This is a genomic window from Mycolicibacterium houstonense (genome assembly GCF_900078665.2).
In the GTDB taxonomy this organism is placed as follows: Bacteria; Actinomycetota; Actinomycetes; order Mycobacteriales; family Mycobacteriaceae; genus Mycobacterium; species Mycobacterium houstonense.
Map to the genome: position 1 here is coordinate 3,939,080 of NZ_LT546207.1, position 18,682 is coordinate 3,957,761.

The following is an 18,682-nucleotide window of genomic DNA, read 5'->3' on the forward strand; positions in this document are numbered from 1 at the left end:
GAACCATGCCCACCGATGATCGCACCGCCCGCTGGAACCGGTACTGGGACAAGAAATCTCGCACCTATGACCGTGAGATCGGGTTCTTCGACCGCCACCTGTTCGGCGACTCCCGCCAATGGGTCTGCAGCCAAGCCACCGGCGACGTCCTGGAGGTCGCGATCGGCACCGGACTCAACCTTGCCTTCTACCCCGAGAACGTCACCCTGACCGGGATCGACTGGAGCCAGCAGATGCTCGACATCGCCCGCCAACGCGCCGCCGACCTCGGTCACCCCGCCACCCTGCAACAAGCCGACGCGCATCACCTGCCGTTCGACGATGCCAGCTTCGACACCGTCGTCTGCACCTTCGGGCTCTGCGCCATCCCCGACCACACCCAAGCCCTCACCGAAATGACCCGAGTCCTGCGCCCCGGCGGAAAACTCATCCTCGTCGACCACATCCGCAGCAGCACCGCCCCAGTCCGAGCCGTGCAGCGGGGCCTCGAACTATTCACCATTCCCCTCGGCGGCGAACACTTCCTACGTCGCCCCCTAGAGCACCTGCGGGCCGCGACCGACCTCGCGATCGACCATCGTGAGCGGTTCACACTCGGCCTCGTCGAACGCGTCGTCGCCCACAAAACCCCTGCCACCTGACCTGCCCTGCAGCCAAGGGGTCCGAGCGGGACACCATCACGAAAGCAGCCGCACATGACCGAATTCACCAGACGCGCCGCACTTGCCCTACTCAGTGGGGCAGGGGCGATCGCCGCACTGGGATACCTGTTGCGCACCAACAGTATTCGCATGCCCACCGGGAACGCCAACGGTCCCGGCATGATGGGCGGAGTCTCCGGCACCGACATGGATCGCTACATGACCATGTTCGCCCGCCACACCGAACTGCGCCGCACCGTGGAAAACATCCCCGGAGGCATCCGTACCACCACCGAATCCGACGCCCCCGATCTCGTCGCGCAACTGCACGCCCACGTCTCCTCGATGTATCAGCATCTCGACCAAGGCGCCGAAGTGAGCTGCATGAGTCAAAGCCTGCCCACCCTGTTCCGCCATGCAACCGACTACCAGCGGCGAATCACACTGACACCTAACGGAGTTATCGCCACCGAGACCTCCTCCGACCCCGAGCTCACCAACACCATCCGCGCCCACGCACACGAAGTCACCGGCTTCGTCACCGACGGCATGCCCGCCATGATGGGCCCGATGATGGGCGGCCGCGGAATGATGGGCTCCTGAATCGTCGCGTCAACCAGAACGCACCAACCAACCCCTAACCGGAAACACCAACAGCCTAACCTGTTTCCGATCAGGCCCGACTAGATCAGATCGCCTCAGCGGGAACAACAGTAAACATCAGAATCTGACCCCAGATAACTGCTCGAAACCGGCGCCCATCTTGTGCACGCTCACCACGCACACGTCGGCGCCGGCGTTCATCGCCCAGGTGGGCAGGTCTTCGTGGAACGGCAGGTGAGCGCCCCACGCCTCGTCGACGATCAGCGGCTTGCCTCGGGCGTGGCAGACCGCGGCGATGCCCTCGATGTCGGCGCAGGTCCCGTAGGGGCTGGGACTGACGATCAAGGCGGCCGCGGCGTCTGGGTGCCGCTGCCAGGCCTCTTCGACCTGCTGCGGCGACGGCGGGTGCGAGAGGTGACGTTCGGCATCCCACTGCGGGGTGATCCAGCGTGGCACCAGGCCCGAGAAGATCAGACCGGCCACCACCGACTTGTGACTGTCGCGGCTCAGCAGCAGGCTGCCGTCGCACCCGGCGACCGCCATCATGGCGGCCTTGACCGACAGCGAACTGCCGCACGTGGAGAACCACGCCACCTTGGCCCCCACGGCCTCGGCCATCAGGTCCTCGGTGCGCTTGAGGTAGCCGTTGTTCATCTGCCGGTCGTCGAGGCCCCCGCTGGCCAGCACATCGCTGAAGAACGGCTCCCGTCCCAGCACGTTGAGCACACGTTGATCGACCCCGCGGCCCTGCCGGTGCCCCGGCGGCGAGAATCCGTAGCGGTTGGAGTTGTGGTACGCGTGCAGCGCGTCAAGCAGCGGCGTCTCGCTCTGGTCCATACCCGTCATGACGGGGGAATACCCACATCATCGCCACGCCCACACACGCGGCGGTCATCACCGCGAATGCCGTCGGGAACGAAAACGAGGTGGCCAGCGCACCGACCGCGAGCGACCCCAGACCGGTGCCGGCGTCGAAACCGACGTTCCACACCACACTGACCGCCCCGTGGCCCACCTGATCGCCGCTTCTGCCGGTGGCGGTGAAGGCATGCACCAGCGTGAGGTTCTGCAACGCGCCGTAGGCCGTGCCGACCACCACGCAGCCCAAGATCACCAGTGCGGCGCCCATGACCTCACCCAGGCTTATCCCGATCGCGATCCCCGCCAGACCGACCGCGCCGATGCCGAGCATGGGGGCGATGAACGGGGCCGGACCGTGACGGTCGGCGACACCCCCGATCAGCCACCGGGCCAGAGCCGCTGTCCCCGTCATGCCCAACAGCCCGGCGAATGCGGTGGCGGTGCCACCCAGTTGCGGTGCGAACGTGAGGATGCCGCCGCCGGCCGCGGTGATCACCACCAGTGCGGAGATCGGGAGCACCAGCCCGCTGATCCCCGAAAGCCGACCCGTGCCCGGCTCCTCGGCCAAGTGCGGCGCCGGGCGGGTGAACGCCAATGGCACCGCCAGCAACGGGGCGGCGGCCAGTACGAACACCAGTTGATATCCCACGTGCTCGGCCAGCCATGGCGCCAGCGGAGTGCAGACGAACTGCGGCGCCGCGATGGCGAGCCCGTAGGCGCCGATCGCGCGCCCGCGCCGCTCCTGCGGGATCAGCGCGGCGATACCGCGAACCCCGCACACGGTCAGCACACCGAAGCCCAAGCCTCGCAACGCCGCGAGGAGCAGCACCTGCCACAGCGAGGCGGTGAGCGGGTGCAGGACCGCCGGCGCGCCCAGCAGCACCAACCCGGAAGCCAGGGTGATGCCCCAACCGGCTCGGCGCAGCAATTGGCCGACCAGCAGCTGCGCGACGACTGTGCACAGCATCAGCACGCTGTTGACCACGCCGGCGCCCAGGTTGTCGGCGCCGATGTGCACCGCCCACATCGGGGCCGCCGGCAACAGCAGTGAGAATCCCGTGAATCCCAGTGCGGCACAGGCCAACAACGCGGGCATGCCAGGTACCCGCCAGATCCCCGACCGGCTCACCGCTGAAACACCACCGCACCGCCGACGACGGTGGCAGCCACCAGATCGGCGTCGAGCTCCTCGACCACGCGCTGCGGGGAGGCCGTCAGCACGCACAGGTCACCGGGCTGGCCGGGGGCGATCCGCCGGGCGCAGGTGGGGTTCTCGGCGCTGCCCAGGAACAGGGTCAGCGCGCGCCGGCCCGTTATGCGTTCGGNGTGGGGCGCCGAATCCTGCTGCAGCGGGGCGGGAATCATGGCGATGTCATCGCGGGGGGAGAGGGTGAGGGCGCACCAGCCGTCGGCGGTGGCCAGCAGCCGGGTGGCCCCGCCTGCCGAGAGCTGTCCCTGGGGCGCGAGGTCCGAGATCGCCGCCCGCCCGGTGAGGATCTCGACGGGGTCGACGGTCACGCCGGTGTGCGCGGCGAAATCGTCGGCGACCAGTTGGACCTGCCGCAGCAGGCCACTGGGTATCGCCAGCGGGGTCATCAGAACTGCAACGCGCTGAACCGCCAGTCCAGCACCTGTCGGTCGGGGTCGCCGTCGTGCTCACCGGCCGCATAGACCAGCGAACGCAGCCGCAGCACGCCGCCGTCGGCCGATTCCACGTGCAGCTCACTGAACAGGGTGTCGCCCTCGTGCACCGGCCCGGTGTGGTCGCAGGACTCCCAGCCCAGCACCGTGACCAGGTTCGGCAGCAACCGGGTGGCCTGAGCCAGCGCCAGTCCGATGGTGTGCCCGCCGTACACCAGCCGCGTTCCACCGGCTCGCCGATCATGGTGGGTGGCCGCGATATTGAGGGTCAGCCGGGCCAGTTCAGGAGCACTGCTCACCACGTCGGCAGTACTGCGGAGCACCGTACCGGCCAGGCTCGGGTCGAAGTGCGGGCCGGGCACCCGGGCGCGGTAGGCGTCGGCATCCCAGCCGGCCGTCGGATCCGGGGCGGTGGCGTCGGCACCGATCGCCGACAGGTCGTCGGCATGGCCGGTGTTCCCGGCACCGTCGGACAGCGGCAGCATCGCACAGCGGTAGAAGTCGAGAACCTTGCGTTCCTTCTGGTCCACCGTGGTCATCCGCAGCGCGGCCAAGCCGGTGGGTTTCGTCGAATTCTGCTTGAGGCCAACCACTTCGGTGCGCGTGAACAACGTATCGCCGATCACCGGGCAGCGGTGGAACGCCAGCCCCCGGTAGAACAGGTTGGCCTTCACCCGTTGCGTCACCAGCGTGCTCTGCCCGATCGCGATGTCGCAGACCAGTGCGGGGTGGGCCAGCGGGCCCGGCTCCCCAGTCACCGCCGCGGACAGTTCGGCGTCCAGCGGCAGCCGCAACCGGTCACCGAGAATCGCCTGGTGCGTCGCGGCCGCGCCCGCGGTCAGGGTCATCGAGGGCGCGGTGTCGAACACCTGGCCGACTGCCAGATCGTCGAAGTAGGGACCACCCGTCACACCTGGCACTATGCCACCTCGTCGACCAGGCCCCACGCCAGCGCCGTGGCCGCATCGATGGTGTGCCCGGACAGGATGAGGTAGGCGGTGCGCCACCGGCCGATACGCCGGGTGATGCTCACCGTGCCGCCCGCTCCGGGTATCAGTCCGAGGGCCAGCTCCGGCAGGCCGAGGGTGGCGTCGGGATGACAGCTGACCCACCCGCAGAAGCAGGCCATCTCCAGTCCGCTGCCGAGTACCTGGCCGTGCACCTCGGCGCGGCAACGTGGCCCCAGTCGCCGGGTGATCTCGTCGAGGACCAGGGCGGGGCTGTGGCGGGTGCGGGCGACGTGGGCGCTCGACGGGTCGGCGAACGAGCCGAATTCGGCCAGATCGCCACCGCTGCAGAATGATCGGCCGTTGCCGCCGAGCACCACCTCGTCGACCGATGGATCCAGCCGGGCCACTTCGAGGGCTTCCAGCAGCGCGGCCCTGGCGTCGGTCGAGAACGCGTTGTGCCGCTGCGGCCGGTTGAACCGGACATGCGGGGTGTTGCCCTCGCGGCGGGCCTGCACCGGGTCGGGCAGCTGCGGTGCGCCGGCCGGTCCCCGTTCGGCCAGCCACCGGGCGAACTCGCCGCCCGACTGCAGCGTCGAATAGGCCAGGGATTCGGTGATCACCCCGCCGAATGCGGGTGCCTGCACATCGACGCTGCGCAACACGTCGTCGCACACCGCCGCGGCCTGGGGCCACGTCCGGCAGCGTTCGGTGAGTTCGTCGAGGGCCCGCTCGATCGAGGCGACGGTGACGGTGCGCCGGTCCGCGTCGGGCCGCTCGGTCAGCGTGAACGTCGCGGCATCGGTCGGGGTCTCGATCCCGACCCGGATACCCGCGGGCAGCTCGACGGTGGTCACGAGTACTTGTTTATCAGCCCCTGCTTGTACAGCTTGCCGGTGTCGGTGCGGGGCAGCTCGGCCTCGAACGAGATGGTCCGCGGGCACTTGTAGTGGGTCAGGCGCTCGCGCAGCCAGCCGAGGAGCTCTTCGGCGAACTCAGGCGTCGCATCGGCCGGGTCCACGGTCTGCACCACACCTTTGACGCTCTGCCCCATCTCGTCGTCCGGGATGCCGAACACCGCGGCGTCCATCACCTTCGGGTGGACGACGAGCATGTTCTCGGCTTCCTGCGGGTAGATGTTCACCCCGCCCGAGATGATCATGTGATGGCGCCGGTCGGTGAGGTAGAGGTAGCCGTCGTCATCGAGATATCCGATGTCCCCCACCGTCTTCCAGCCGTGGGAGTCACGTGAGGAGGCGGTTTTCTCGGCGTCGTTGAGGTATTCGAAATCGGCGCCGCCCTCGAAGAAGATCTCACCGGCCGCACCTGGTGGCAGCTCCTTGCCGTCCTCGTCGAGGATGTGCACGACACCGTTCATCGGCTTGCCGACCGATCCCGGGTGGGTCAGCCAGTCCTCGGCGAAGATCACCGTGGCACCGATGGCCTCCGAGGAGGCGTAGTACTCGTCGACGATCGGACCCCACCAGTCGATCATCTGCTTCTTGATCTCCACCGGGCACGGGGCCGCGGCGTGCATGACGCGGCGCAGGCTGGACAGATCGTACGAATTACGCACGCTTTCAGGCAATTTCAGCATCCGGGTGAACATCACCGGAACGAACTGCCCCTGGGTGACCCTGTGCTTCTGGATCGCCTCCAGGCAGCCTTCGGCGTCGAACTTCTCCAGCACCACAGTGGTGATACCGGCGGCATGGGTCTGCATGGACCACACCGATGGCGCGGTGTGATACAGCGGCGCGGGGCTGAGATACACCGAATCGGGCTGCATCCAGAACCCGACGAGTGCCGCCATCAATCCGGGAGTTTCCGACGGCGGCACGTGCGGCAACTCCCGCTTGATGCCCTTGGGGCGACCCGTCGTGCCCGACGAGTACTGCAGCAGATCCCCGTCCAGCTCGTCGTCGATCGGCGTGGTGGGCAGGTCCTCGACGGCCTCGGGATAGCGCTGCCAGCCCTCCAGTTCGCCGTCGGCAATGAGCAGAGTCGCGGGCAGGCCGTTGGGCAGTTCCTTGTCCAGACCGCTCAGCACGTCCTTGAGCGCGGCGGACCCGACGATCACCTTGGCCGCGCTGTTGTCGATGATGTAGGCGGCCTCGGCCGGGGTCAGATGCGTGTTGATCGGCACGTAGTACAGCCCGCTGCGCCGTGCCGCCCACATCACCGCGTGGATGTGCTCGTTGTTCTCCATGAGAATCGCGACCACGTCACCTTCTTGCAGGCCGCGCCGGCGGAAGTAGTGGGCGAGCTGATTCGCGCGGGCTTCGAGCTCGCCGAAGGTGACGACGGTGCCCGACGGGTGGAGGATGATCGCCGGCTTCTCGGGGTTGGCCTCGGCATGCTCGCGGATCTGCATGAGGGCACTGTAACCGGCGCCACTTGACAGGTGTCAAGTGGCTGGTCAGTCAGCACCTACCCGCCGCAGCAGCAGCATCAGGCCGGTCTTGGCATCGTCGAGGGGTTGCAGCGATCTGGCACTCCGGCACTGGATGATGGCGCCTTCCAACGAGCTGACGATGAAGCTGCCGAGCGAGGCCGCGGTGGCGGCGTCAACGCCCTTGGATTCGATCGACTCGGCGATCACCCTGGCCCAGTCAGCAAATACCTTCGCCGACGCCTCGCGGACTGCCAGCGCATCCGGGGCGGCCTGGGCAGCGGCCATGATGGGACAGCCAGCCGCGAACGAGCTGTCCGTCAGATTCTGCTTCCAGCCGTCGATGAACGCGTCGATCACCGCCTCGGCCGGCAATACCTGCGTCAGTTCTTGGATCTTGGCGGTGATGATGCGGCCGGCCTCCAGCGTCGCCTGCTCCATCAGTTCGGTTTTTCCCGCCGGAAAGTGCTGGTAGATCGATCCCCGGGCGGTGTTGCTGCGCTCAAGCAGGTCGCTCAGGCCGGTCGCGTGCACGCCGTACTCACGCATCAGCTCGATGGCGCTCCGAATGAGACGCTCGCGCGGGCCCGCCACTGCCGCAACCCCTCTCCATCAGCGAATAGACCGGTTGGTCCATCCTAGTCGGCCATCCATAGACCGATTGGTCTACGATGCCGAAATGCACAACCTGGCGATCTTCGGCAAACTCACCCGGGTCTGCGCGAAGCATGCGTGGCTGGTTCTGGGGGTCTGGCTGGCCGTGGCCGGCGCGCTCAACCTGACCATCCCGCAGCTGGAGCGCACAGTGGCCGAGCACTCCGCGCCGTTCACCCCGGAGAGCCCGACGACCGAAACCCTGCGGCAGATGTCCCGCGACTTCGGCGTTCCCGACACCACCGCGATCGGCAGCATCGTGGTGTCCAGCGACCGGGTGCTCGACGCGGCCGACACCGCGTACTACCGCGACCTGGTGGCGCGGCTGGTCGCCGACACCGACGACGTCGCCTACGTGCTCGACACGTACGGCACACCCGGGCTGGAAGGAACCGGCCTGAGCCCCGACGGCAAGGCCATCCACCTGATCGTCGCGACCACCGGTGACGTCGGCTCCACCCGGGCGCACCGGTCCACCGAGAACGTCCGCGCCGCCGTCGAGGCCCTCCCAAGGCCGCCGGGGCTCGACGTGCATTTCACCGGCGCCGCGCCGACCCTGTCGGATCTGTTCTCCGCCATCGACACCTCGCTGGCCATCATCACCGTGGTCTCGGTGGTGCTGATCACGCTGCTGCTGCTCATGGTGTACCGGTCGCTGCTGACCGCGATGATTCCTCTTCTCACCGTTGGCGTCTCACTCGCGGTAGCACGGCCGGTGATCTCCTGGCTGGGCGGCAACGAGCTGCTGACGGTGTCGAACTTCACCATCGCCCTGGTGACCGCGATGGTGCTCGGCGCCGGTACCGACTACGGGATCTTCCTGCTGGCCAACTACCACGAAGGCCGACGGCGCGGGCTCGGCATCGACGACGCGGTCGAGCGGTCCGGCGCCCACACCGCCGGTATCGTCATCGCCTCCGCGCTCACCATCGCGGGTGCCGGAATGGCCATGATATTCACCGAGATCGGGATGTTCCGGACCGCGGGACCGCCCATCGCGTTGTCCATCGCGATCACCACGGCGGTCAGCCTGACGCTCACACCCGCGATCATGGCGCTGTGGGGCCGGCGCGGATACGCCGAGCCCCGGCCGCTCGACGAACGCCGCTGGCGCAAACGCGGCGTGGCCATCATCCGCCGGGCACCGGCCCTCGTCGCCGCGTCACTGGCATTCCTACTCGCGATGAGCTCGGCGCTGCTCACCTTCGAGCCGAACATCGACGAGAACGCCATGCAACTGCGCGCCACCGACAGCAAGCGGGGATACGAAGCCGTCTACCGGCATTGGGGCGTCAACGAGGCGGCTCCGGAGTTCGTCACCATCCGGGCCGACCACGACATGCGCAACACCAACGATCTGGCCGCGCTGGACCTGATCGCCATGTCGATCGGCAACCTTCCGGAGGTCGCCTACGTCCGCTCGATCACCCGCCCTGAGGGAAAACCGCTGCCCGAGACCGCGATCGGATCACAGACCGCGCAAGTGGGCGACGGACTGGACGACGCCCATGATCGCGTCGAGCAGGCCATCCCCCAGCTGAAACGTCTCGCCTCCGGCGTCACGCAATTGCACGACGGCTCCGCCGACGCGGCCGCCAGGCTGCCCGAACTCACCACCGGCGCCCGGACTCTGGTCGAGCTGGCGCGCAACCTGCTCAGCACGCTGGAATCCGCCGATCGCGTGGTCGCCGGCCTCTCCGGCGGATCGCTGGATGTGACGACGGCGGTGCGCAGCATCTCCAACGCCACCGACGCCCTCGGCCAGGTGGTCGATGAAGTCGATTCGGCCCGAGAACGATTGGCCGCGCCCACGGCCGCCCTGCATGCGGTGTTCGATCCGCTCACCGGCGCCCAACCGTCGGCAGCCTGCGCGGCGGACAGTTCGTGCATGCGCGCCCGACAGGCCTTCGCCGAACTCAACGCGGCCACCGAGGGGCGGGCCCTGCTGGCGATCAACGGATTGACCCTCGCCGCACCACTGGTACCCGAAGGACCGGTGACCACCGCGCTCGAGACCCTGCCCGACCTACGCGCCGGCATCAAGGGCTTACGGGCCATGCTCGATCAGCTCGGCACCCGGTCCCCGGAGCAGACGCGGCAGGAGCTGAACCGGCTGATCGCCGGGATCAACCAATTGACAACCGGTCTGGGCCGCCTGACCGCGGGCCTGGGGCAGGTCAAGGCCGGCACGGACACGATGGTCACGCTGACCACCGAGCTCAGCGCGGGGCTCGACCGCGCTTCCGACTTCCTGCACCGACTGTCCGCCGACACCAGCAGCGGCGCCGGGCGGGGCTTCTACCTGCCAGAGGAGGGCCGCACCGACCGCCGCTTCACCGCAGGCGAACAACTGCTGATCTCCCCGGACGGCCGCAGCGCCCGGATGATGGTGGTCTGGTCGGTCAATCCGTACGGGGCGGAGGCGATGGGCGCGGTGCCCGACGTCATCGCCGCGGCCAACAACGCCGCGACGGGCACCGTGCTGGAGCACGCACAGATCGAATCGACCGGCCTGGCCTCACTGTCCCAACGCCATATCGACCAAACCTGGAGGGACTTCGCACTTTTCGGTGCCGTGGCAGTGGTGGCCGTGCTGCTGGTGCTCATCGTGATGCTGCGCAGCGTGGTCGCGCCGGTCCTGATGATCGCCGCGGTCGTGCTGTCATTCGGAGCGGCCGCGGGAATGTCCACCCTGATCTGGCAACACCTGATCGGCATCAGTCTGGACTGGTCGGTGTTCCCGGTGTCGTTCATGGCGCTGGTCGCCGTCGGTGCCGACTACAGCATGCTGTTCGCCTCCCGCATCCGCGAGGAATCCCACAGCGGGGTGATCAGCGGCATCATCCGGGGGTTCGGCAGCACCGGCAGCGTGATCACCACTGCCGGAGTGGTTTTCGCGATCACCATGTTCGCCCTGATGAGCGGGACGGTGCTGAACCTGGTGCAGATCGGGTCCACCATCGGCCTCGGCCTGCTGCTCGACATCACCGTGGTACGGACCTACCTGGTACCCGCCGCGATGAGCCTGCTGGGCGAGCGCATGTGGTGGCCGGCCCGGGCGTGATGCCTTGTCCCCCTACGCAAACGCGCACCCTCGTCATCGACGAGGGTGCGCGTTGTGCTGACATTTGGCGGCGTGTCTACCGACAGACACGCACGCTCGCGGTGCTCAGGACTCTTCGGCCAGGCGGTGCTTGAGGGCGTCGAACTCGTCCTTGATGCCGGTGGGCAGCTTCTCACCGACGAACTCGAACCACTCCTCGATCAGCGGGAGCTCGGCCCGCCACTCGTCGGCGTTGACGGCCAGGGCCTCGTTCACGTCGGCGGGGTCGACGTCGAGCCCGGACAGGTCGAGGTCGTCGGCGGTGGGAACGATGCCGATCGGGGTGCTCTTGCCGTCGGCCTTGTGCTCGATGCGCTCGATGGCCCACTTCAGCACGCGGCTGTTCTCACCGAAGCCGGGCCACAGGAAGCGGCCGTCCTCGCCACGGCGGAACCAGTTGACGAAGAACACCGCGGGCAGCTTGGACTCGTCGGCGTTCTTGCCGATGTTGATCCAGTGCTGGAAGTAGTCACCGACGTTGTAGCCGAGGAACGGCAGCATGGCCATCGGGTCGCGGCGGACGGTGCCGACCTTGCCCTCGGCGGCGGCGGTCTGCTCGGAGCCGAGGGTGGCACCGATGAAGACCCCGTGCTGCCAGTCACGGGCCTGGGTCACCAGCGGCACCGTGGTCTTGCGGCGGCCGCCGAACAGGATGGCCGAGATCGGCACGCCCTGCGGGTCGTCCCACTCGGGGGCCAGCGTGGGGCACTGGGCGATCGGGGTGCAGTAACGCGAGTTCGGGTGTGCCGCCTTGTCTTCCGACTCGCGGTACCAGTCCTGACCCTTCCAGTCGATCAGGTGATCGGGGTCGCCCTCCAGGCCTTCCCACCACACATCGTTGTCGTCGGTCTTGGCGACGTTGGTGAAGACGGTGTTGCCCGCGGCGATGGTCTTCATCGCGTTCGGGTTGGAGTCCCAGTTGGTGCCGGGCGCGACGCCGAAGAAACCGAACTCCGGGTTGACGGCGTACAGCCGGCCGTCCTTGCCGAACCGCATCCAGGCGATGTCGTCGCCGACGGTCTCGGCCCGCCAGCCGGGGATAGTCGGCTGCAGCATCGCGAGGTTGGTCTTACCGCAGGCCGACGGGAACGCCGCGGCGATGAAGTAGGCCTTGTTCTCCGGGGAGATCAGCTTGACGATCAGCATGTGCTCGGCGAGCCAGCCCTCGTCGTGGGCCATGGCCGAGGCGATGCGCAGCGAGTAGCACTTCTTGCCCAGCAGTGCATTGCCGCCGTAGCCGGAGCCGAAGCTCCAGATCTCGCGGGTCTCGGGGAAGTGGGTGATGTACTTGGTGTCATTGCACGGCCACGGCACATCCTTCTGGCCCGGCTCGAGCGGCGCGCCGATCGAGTGCAGCGCCTTGACGAAGAAGCCGTCATCGCCCATCTTCGCCAGCGCGGCCTTGCCCATCCGGGTCATGGTGCGCATCGAGACGACGACGTACTCGGAGTCGGTGATCTCCACGCCCAGCTTGGGGTCCTCGGCGTCCAGCGGGCCCATGCAGAACGGGACCACCCACATGGTGCGGCCGCGCATCGAACCGCGGTACAGGTCGGTCATGATCCCGCGCATCTCGGTCGGGTCCATCCAGTTGTTGGTGGGCCCGGCGTCGATCTCACGCTCGGAGCAGATGAAGGTGCGCGACTCGACCCGCGCCACGTCGGAGGGATCCGAGAGCGCCAGGTACGAGTTCGGCTGCTTCTCGTCGTTGAGCTTCTGGAAGGTGCCCTGCTCGACCAGATGGGCAGCCAGGCGGTCGTACTCTTCGGCGGACCCGTCGGCGAAAACCACCCGGTCTGGCTGAGTCAGCTCTGCGACCTCCTGGACCCAGGCCAGCAGTCCCTGATGTTTCGTCGGTGCGGTGTCCAGACCCGGAATGGTCGCTGAGGTCATCAAATTCTCCTGCGTAGGTTTGTGTAACCCATCCGCGTTACGACGCGGTCGCGGCTACCCCTTGGCTAGAGGTTAACGCGGGTGACATACCCACAGTGAACCAGTGGTATGTCCGATGACTCACAGGAACGATTCAGATCAACGTTATCCGGTGGTTACTCACCAGTAGCACCGCTGTTGCCGTACAGATCGCCCCGACCCGCGTCCAAAGCTCGCCGTAACGACGGGATCCGCCGATCCCGCTGGGCGGCCGCCCGAGCCGTGGCGATGGCGTGTTCGCGCAGCTCGGCGTCGATCGCGGCGGTCTTCTCGGCCGCCGCCGCGCTCTCGGACTCTTCCCGGGCCGCGGATTCTGCGGTGAGTGCGGATTCCGCAGCCAGCACCCGGGTCGCGACGAGTTCCTCGACCGCCGAACGCAGCGTCGTGGTGATCTCGCCGACCCAACGGTCGAGCACCGCCCGGTCGTGCAGCAGCGCGCGGGTGCCCACCACCCAGACCGCCAACAACAGACCCACCACGGCGCCGACCATCAGCCCCGCCACGGCCAGCTTCGGCGCCGCACCGGTCAGCAACCGGCTGACCGCGACCGCGACGCCGAGGCCGAACCCGCCGCCCAGCACCAGCATCAACCGGGTCTCGGGAGTGCGGGATTTCAACGGCGGTGACGGCAGGTCGGGCACCCGCGCGGCGGCCACAGCCGGCGGCGCCGTCAACTCCAGTTCGGCCGCGACACCCGACAGGTGCTGGGTGACGCCTTCGTCCACGTCGTGGACGACCTCGTCGGCGCGTTGGCGGACATACTCCTCGAACGCCGGGATGCGGCGTCGGCTGATGCCGGCGACATCCTCCTGCAGTTCGGAGCGCACCGAGTTACACCGGTTGCGCGCGAAGTACCCGAGCTGGACGCGAGCCTGCTGCAGCTGGCTGCGCAACGCGATGCTGCGCTCGGTCCGGGTCAGCCTGCGGGCCCTGGCCAGTTCGGACCGGCGCTCCCGCAACACGTCCACCCGCGCCTGCCGGTCGGCACCCGACCCGTCGGCCTGGTACCGGCCGATCACCGCTTCCAGACGAGTTTCCCAGGCGCGCAATCTGTTCCGGCGCGCGATGTCCGGATCGGCCAACCGGGCGGTGAGCAGGTCGACGAGTTCGTCGAGTTGGGGTTCACCGAGATCCGGTGCGGCCGCGACCCCGACCCAGGGCATGCGTTCGTAGCGGGCGTCGCGTTCCGTCAGGATCGCCGCATCGGCGTCGCGGACATCGCGCCAGTCCCGGTGCGCATCGATCTTGGACACCACCCCGACCACCAGATCGGTGTGCCGCGACGCCAAATCGACCAGGGCACAATCGGATTCGGTTACCGGCGCGGCGGCCGAAACCACGAACACCACAGCAGCCGGCGCCTCGCCCGCCACCAGTTCGGTGGATTCGACGAACACCGTCTGCGGCATCCGGTCCCGCAACGCGGCCATCACGCTGGTCGACCCGGCCAGCCAGGGCCCGGCCACCAGCACCACATCGCGCGTCTCCACGCCCGGCGAATTCAGCCCGGGATCGATCGCGGCCACCACGGCGTCGGCGGCAGCGATGTGGTCTTCACGTGTGCGCGCGGCCACCGCTTCGTCCGGGGGCGTGTCCACGTCGGTCATCGCCCGTCGCCCACTGCCATGCCCAACAGTCTCAACGACCCGCGCACGATGTCGTCACCGCACCTCCGGTGCAGCGCGTTCACCGGGCCGTCGCGGTACCGCCGCCAGTGCCGGGCCCGGCACAGATGAGCGCGCNCGATCACCAGCACCCCGACGTCGCCGGCCTCGGCGATCTCCAGACCCGCCCCGGCCAACGCCGAGATCACCGTCCGCACCCCGACCCCGCGGCGTCCGCGCACCTCGACCCGCAGCGGAGCCGACACGCGCGCACAGATCTCGGCCAACCGCGCATCACCGTCACGGTCGGCAAAGCGAGTGAGCTCGTCTGCGAAAATCTGGCACCTTCCCTGCAAGGTGACGGGCGACCTGCGTGCCTCCCGAAAATCGTCACATGACCCCGGTGGGATCACGAACGGATGTTTAACCACCAGCAGCTGGAGGCAACTGTTGGGTATCAATCTCTACCACGATGAGGGCACAACGCCGGAGATAAGAGACCATGGACGGATGCACCCGTCCAGGTCCGACGTCGGTGGGCCGGCGTCGGCAGATGAAGCCGACGGCGGGCCGGCCATGCAGCCACACCGTTTTCCCCGGGTAACCAGCTTCCGTACCCGCCGGTCGACGCTGTCCCCCGCCCAGCAACAGACCTGGGACCGGTTGTGGCCCGAGCTGGGCATCCAGGCCCGTGACGAGGATTCGCGACCGGTCGTCGATCTCGACACCGCCGCCTGGTTCGGCCGCTCGGCCCCGCTGATCCTGGAGATCGGCTCCGGCACCGGCACCTCCACCCTGGCAATGGCCCAGGCCGAACCGGACCTCGACGTGATCGCGGTCGAGGTCTACCGCAAGGGCCTGGCGCAACTGCTCAGCGCCATCGACCGCACCGCGCAGACCGAATCGCCCGTCACCAACATCCGGCTGGTCCGCGGCGACGGCGTCGACGTGCTGGAGCACATGTTCGGCAGCGAGTCCCTGACCGGGGTCCGGGTGTTCTTCCCGGACCCGTGGCCCAAGGCCCGCCACCACAAGCGCCGCCTGCTGCAACCGGCCACCATGGCGTTGATCGCCGACCGGCTGCGGCCCGGCGGGATCCTGCATGCCGCCACCGATCACTCCGGATACGCCGAGCACATCGCCGAGGTGGGTGACGCCGAGCCGCTGTTGCGCCGCGTGGCCCCGGGGGCGGATCTGCCGATCTCGGTCGAGCGGCCGGTGACCAAGTACGAGCGCAAGGCCCTGGCCGGACCCGACGTCACCGAGCTGGTGTGGGAGAAACGGCCATGAGTGTGACCGAAGACATGCAAGACGAGTCCGCCCAGGTCGAGGCCCAATCCGACGCAGTGGGCGCCACCACGGCGCGCCGGGTCCTGCTGGTGTGGGACGCCCCCAATCTCGACATGGGACTGGGCGCGATCCTGGGTGGCCGCCCGACGGCCGCACACCGTCCGCGCTTCGACGCGCTGGGCCGGTGGCTGCTGGGCTACACCTCGGATCTGGTGGCGGCGGGCACGCACGGAAGCGACGTCTCGCTGGAGCCCGAGGCCACCGTGTTCACCAACATCGCCCCTGGTAGCGCCGATGTGGTCCGCCCGTGGGTGGAAGCGTTGCGTAACGTGGGTTTCGCCGTCTTCGCCAAGCCGAAGATCGACGACGACAGCGACGTGGACAGCGACATGCTCGAGCACATCGCGCTGCGTCGTAGCGAAGGACTGGCGGCGGTGCTGGTGGCGTCGGCCGACGGTCAGGCCTTCCGGCAACCGCTGGAAGAAATAGCCCGTGAGGGCACTCCCGTGCAGGTGCTCGGATTTCGCGAACATGCGAGCTGGGCGTTAGCGTCGGATACCTTGGAGTTTGTCGATCTGGAGGACATTCCCGGTGTGTTCCGGGAGCCGTTGCCACGGATCGGCCTGGACTCGCTGCCCGAGCAGGGCGCGTGGCTGCAGCCGTTCAGGCCGCTGTCATCGCTACTGACCGCGCGTGTGTAACAACTGAAGACCGCGAGATATGCAACAGCGGGTCACCACAAGTTTTGAAGCGTTAGGAGCCTAAGTGTTCGCCTGGTGGGGTCGAACGGTGTACCAGTTCAGGTACATCGTCATCGGTGTCATGGTGGCGCTGTGCCTAGGTGGCGGCGTCTATGGATCCAGTCTCGGACAGCACGTCACGCAGAGCGGTTTCTACGACGAGGGCAGCCAGTCCGTCCAGGCGTCGCTGCTGGGTGACGAGGTGTACGGCCGTGACCGAACCAGCCACGTCGTCGCCGTCCTGACCCCGCCGGATGACAAGAAGGTCACCGACAAGGCGTGGCAGAAGAAGGTCACCGACGAGCTGGATCAGGTCGTCAAGGATCACGAGGACCAGGTCATCGGCTGGGTCGGCTGGCTCAAGGCCCCCGACACCACCGATCCGACTGTCAGCCAGATGAAGACGCAGGACCTGCGCCACACCTTCATCAGCGTGCCGCTCAAGGGCGACGACGACGACGCGATCCTCAAGAGCTATCAGGCCGTCGAGCCCGCTCTGCAACAGGTCAACGGCGGCGACATCAAGCTCGCCGGCCTCAACCCGCTGGCCAGTGAACTCACCGGCACCATCGGCACCGACCAGAAACGCGCCGAGCTCGCCATCGTGCCACTGGTGGCCGTGGTTCTGTTCTTCGTGTTCGGCGGCGCGGTCGCGGCGGCCCTCCCCGCGATCATCGGCGGCCTGACCATCGGCGGCGCCTTGGGCATTCTGCGGTTCTCCGCCGAATTCGGGCCGGTGCACTTCTTCGCCCAACCGGTCGTGACGATGATGGGCCTAGGTATCGCGATCGACTACGGCCTGTTCATCGTGAGCCGGTTCCGAGAGGAACTCGCCGAGGGCTATGACACCGAAGCCGCGGTCCGAAGATCGGTGATGACCTCGGGCCGAACCGTGGCGTTCTCCGCGGTGATCATCGTGGCCTCCTCGTTGCCGCTGCTGCTGATCCCGCTCGGGTTCCTGCGGTCGATCACCTACGCGATCATCGCCTCGGTCATGCTGGCGGCGTTCCTGTCGATCACCGTGCTGCCAGCCGTGCTGGCCATCCTGGGCCCCCGGGTCGATGCGCTCGGCGTGACCACGCTGCTGAAGGTGCCGTTCCTGGCGAACTGGCCGTTCTCCCGAAAGATCATCGACTGGTTCGCCGAGAAGACCCAGAAGACCAAGACCCGTGAGGAAGTCGAGCAGGGTTTCTGGGGTCGGCTGGTCAACGTCGTGATGAAGCGACCGGTCGCCTTCGCCACCCCGATCCTGGTGGTGATGACGCTGCTGGTGCTGCCGATCGGCTCGCTCACGCTGGCCGGTATCAGCGAGAAGTACCTGCCCCCGGACAACGCCGTGCGTCAGTCCCAGGAGCAGTTCGACAAGCTTTTCCCCGGGTTCCGCACCGAACAGATCACCCTGGTGATGAAGCGCGAGGACGGCGAGCCGATCACCAACGCGCAGATCGCCGACATGCGGGCCAAGGCACTGACCGTCAAGGGCTTCACCGATCCGGACAACGACCCAGAGGCGATGTGGAAGGAGCGTCCGGCCACCGACAGCGGGTCGAAGGACCCGTCGGTACGGGTGATCCAGAACGGTCTGGTGGACCGCGGTGACGCGGCGCGAAACATCGCAGATCTCCGGGCGCTACAACCGCCACACGGCATCCAGGTGTTCGTCGGTGGCACGCCCGCGCTGGAGCAGGATTCGATCCACAGCCTGTTCTCCAAGCTGCCGCTGATGGTGACAGTCCTGGTCATCACCACCACGGTGCTGATGTTCCTGGCGTTCGGATCGGTGGTGCTGCCCATCAAGGCCGCGTTGATGAGCGCGCTGACACTTGGCTCGACGATGGGCATCCTGACCTGGATGTTCGTCGACGGCCACGGGTCGGGCCTGTTGAACTACACGCCGCAGCCTCTGATGGCACCGATGATCGGCCTGATCATCGCGGTGATCTGGGGTCTGTCGACGGACTACGAGGTGTTCCTCGTCTCCCGCATGGTGGAGGCGCGCGAACGCGGCATGTCCACCGCCGAGGCCATCCGGATCGGCACCGCGACCACCGGTCGCCTCATCACCGGCGCGGCCCTGGTCCTGGCCGTGGTGGCCGCCCCGTTCGCCTTCTCCGACCTGGTGATGATGAAGTACCTGGCGTTCGGCCTGCTGATCGCGCTGCTGCTGGACGCCACGGTGATCCGTATGTTCCTGGTGCCGGCCGTCATGAAACTGCTCGGTGACGATTGCTGGTGGGCTCCGCGCTGGATGAAGGTCATCCAGGAGAAGATGGG

General features: G+C 67.6%; 13 protein-coding genes and 1 pseudogene. 6 read left to right on the forward strand and 8 right to left on the reverse strand.

Annotated features, from left to right (window positions below; genetic code table 11):
- The first annotated feature begins 5 nt into the window (after window positions 1-5).
- Together BN4332_RS19670 and BN4332_RS19675 are read left to right on the forward strand one after the other, a co-directional pair.
- Entirely contained in the window at window positions 6-641 is a 636-nt protein-coding gene (locus tag BN4332_RS19670; protein WP_036432566.1) for a class I SAM-dependent methyltransferase, read from the forward strand.
- Between the two features lie 54 nt (window positions 642-695).
- On the forward strand, window positions 696-1,244 hold the full coding sequence (locus BN4332_RS19675) for a hypothetical protein (protein ID WP_036432564.1): 549 nt from the start codon (window positions 696-698) through the stop codon (window positions 1,242-1,244).
- Window positions 1,245-1,382: 138 nt separating this feature from the next.
- Here BN4332_RS19675 and BN4332_RS19680 read toward each other — a convergent pair.
- The 6 genes and pseudogenes from BN4332_RS19680 to BN4332_RS19710 form a co-directional block, all read right to left on the reverse strand.
- A pseudogene (locus tag BN4332_RS19680) lies at window positions 1,383-2,081 on the reverse strand (aminotransferase class I/II-fold pyridoxal phosphate-dependent enzyme); the annotation flags it as partial.
- Entirely contained in the window at window positions 2,053-3,201 is a 1,149-nt protein-coding gene (locus BN4332_RS19685) for an MFS transporter (protein ID WP_066900815.1), read from the reverse strand. The gene BN4332_RS19685 and the pseudogene BN4332_RS19680, both read right to left, overlap by 29 nt.
- 499 nt (window positions 3,202-3,700) lie before the next feature.
- Window positions 3,701-4,594 carry a hotdog family protein gene (locus BN4332_RS19695; protein WP_235654288.1) on the reverse strand — a complete coding sequence of 298 codons (894 nt, stop codon included), beginning with the start codon at window positions 4,592-4,594 and terminating at the stop codon, window positions 3,701-3,703.
- Between the two features lie 71 nt (window positions 4,595-4,665).
- Window positions 4,666-5,550, reverse strand: a complete 885-nt coding sequence (locus BN4332_RS19700) for an enoyl-CoA hydratase/isomerase family protein (protein WP_066900824.1) — start codon at window positions 5,548-5,550, stop codon at window positions 4,666-4,668.
- Complete coding sequence (fadD4, locus tag BN4332_RS19705; protein ID WP_066900826.1) at window positions 5,547-7,067, reverse strand: fatty-acid--CoA ligase FadD4; 1,521 nt, start codon at window positions 7,065-7,067, stop codon at window positions 5,547-5,549. The genes BN4332_RS19700 and fadD4 overlap by 4 nt, the downstream gene beginning before the upstream one ends.
- A 45-nt stretch (window positions 7,068-7,112) precedes the next feature.
- The gene (locus BN4332_RS19710) at window positions 7,113-7,679 is read right to left on the reverse strand and encodes a TetR/AcrR family transcriptional regulator (protein ID WP_066900828.1); all 567 of its coding nucleotides are present in this window, start codon (window positions 7,677-7,679) and stop codon (window positions 7,113-7,115) included.
- Between the two features lie 85 nt (window positions 7,680-7,764).
- Between BN4332_RS19710 and BN4332_RS19715 the strand changes: the two genes are divergently transcribed.
- On the forward strand, window positions 7,765-10,803 hold the full coding sequence (locus BN4332_RS19715) for an MMPL family transporter (RefSeq protein WP_066900845.1): 3,039 nt from the start codon (window positions 7,765-7,767) through the stop codon (window positions 10,801-10,803).
- A 105-nt stretch (window positions 10,804-10,908) separates the two neighbouring features.
- On the opposite strand, the gene BN4332_RS19720 is transcribed toward BN4332_RS19715, so the two are convergent.
- Both BN4332_RS19720 and BN4332_RS19725 read right to left on the reverse strand, forming a co-directional pair.
- Window positions 10,909-12,735, reverse strand: coding sequence for a phosphoenolpyruvate carboxykinase (GTP) (locus tag BN4332_RS19720; protein WP_066900830.1), 1,827 nt, complete (start codon window positions 12,733-12,735; stop codon window positions 10,909-10,911).
- Window positions 12,736-12,890: 155 nt separating this feature from the next.
- On the reverse strand, window positions 12,891-14,381 hold the full coding sequence (locus BN4332_RS19725) for a hypothetical protein (RefSeq protein WP_096866948.1): 1,491 nt from the start codon (window positions 14,379-14,381) through the stop codon (window positions 12,891-12,893).
- 489 nt (window positions 14,382-14,870) lie between these two features.
- Between BN4332_RS19725 and trmB the strand changes: the two genes are divergently transcribed.
- From trmB to mmpL3, 3 genes are all read left to right on the forward strand, one after another.
- Window positions 14,871-15,668: a tRNA (guanosine(46)-N7)-methyltransferase TrmB gene (gene trmB / locus BN4332_RS19735; RefSeq protein ID WP_066900850.1), complete on the forward strand. Its 798-nt coding sequence runs from the start codon at window positions 14,871-14,873 to the stop codon at window positions 15,666-15,668.
- Entirely contained in the window at window positions 15,665-16,369 is a 705-nt protein-coding gene (locus BN4332_RS19740; RefSeq protein WP_066900834.1) for an NYN domain-containing protein, read from the forward strand. Before trmB ends, BN4332_RS19740 begins: the two co-directional genes overlap by 4 nt.
- A 64-nt stretch (window positions 16,370-16,433) precedes the next feature.
- A partial coding sequence (mmpL3, locus tag BN4332_RS19745) for a trehalose monomycolate exporter MmpL3 (RefSeq protein ID WP_066900836.1) occupies window positions 16,434-18,682 on the forward strand: 2,249 nt, incomplete at its 3' end.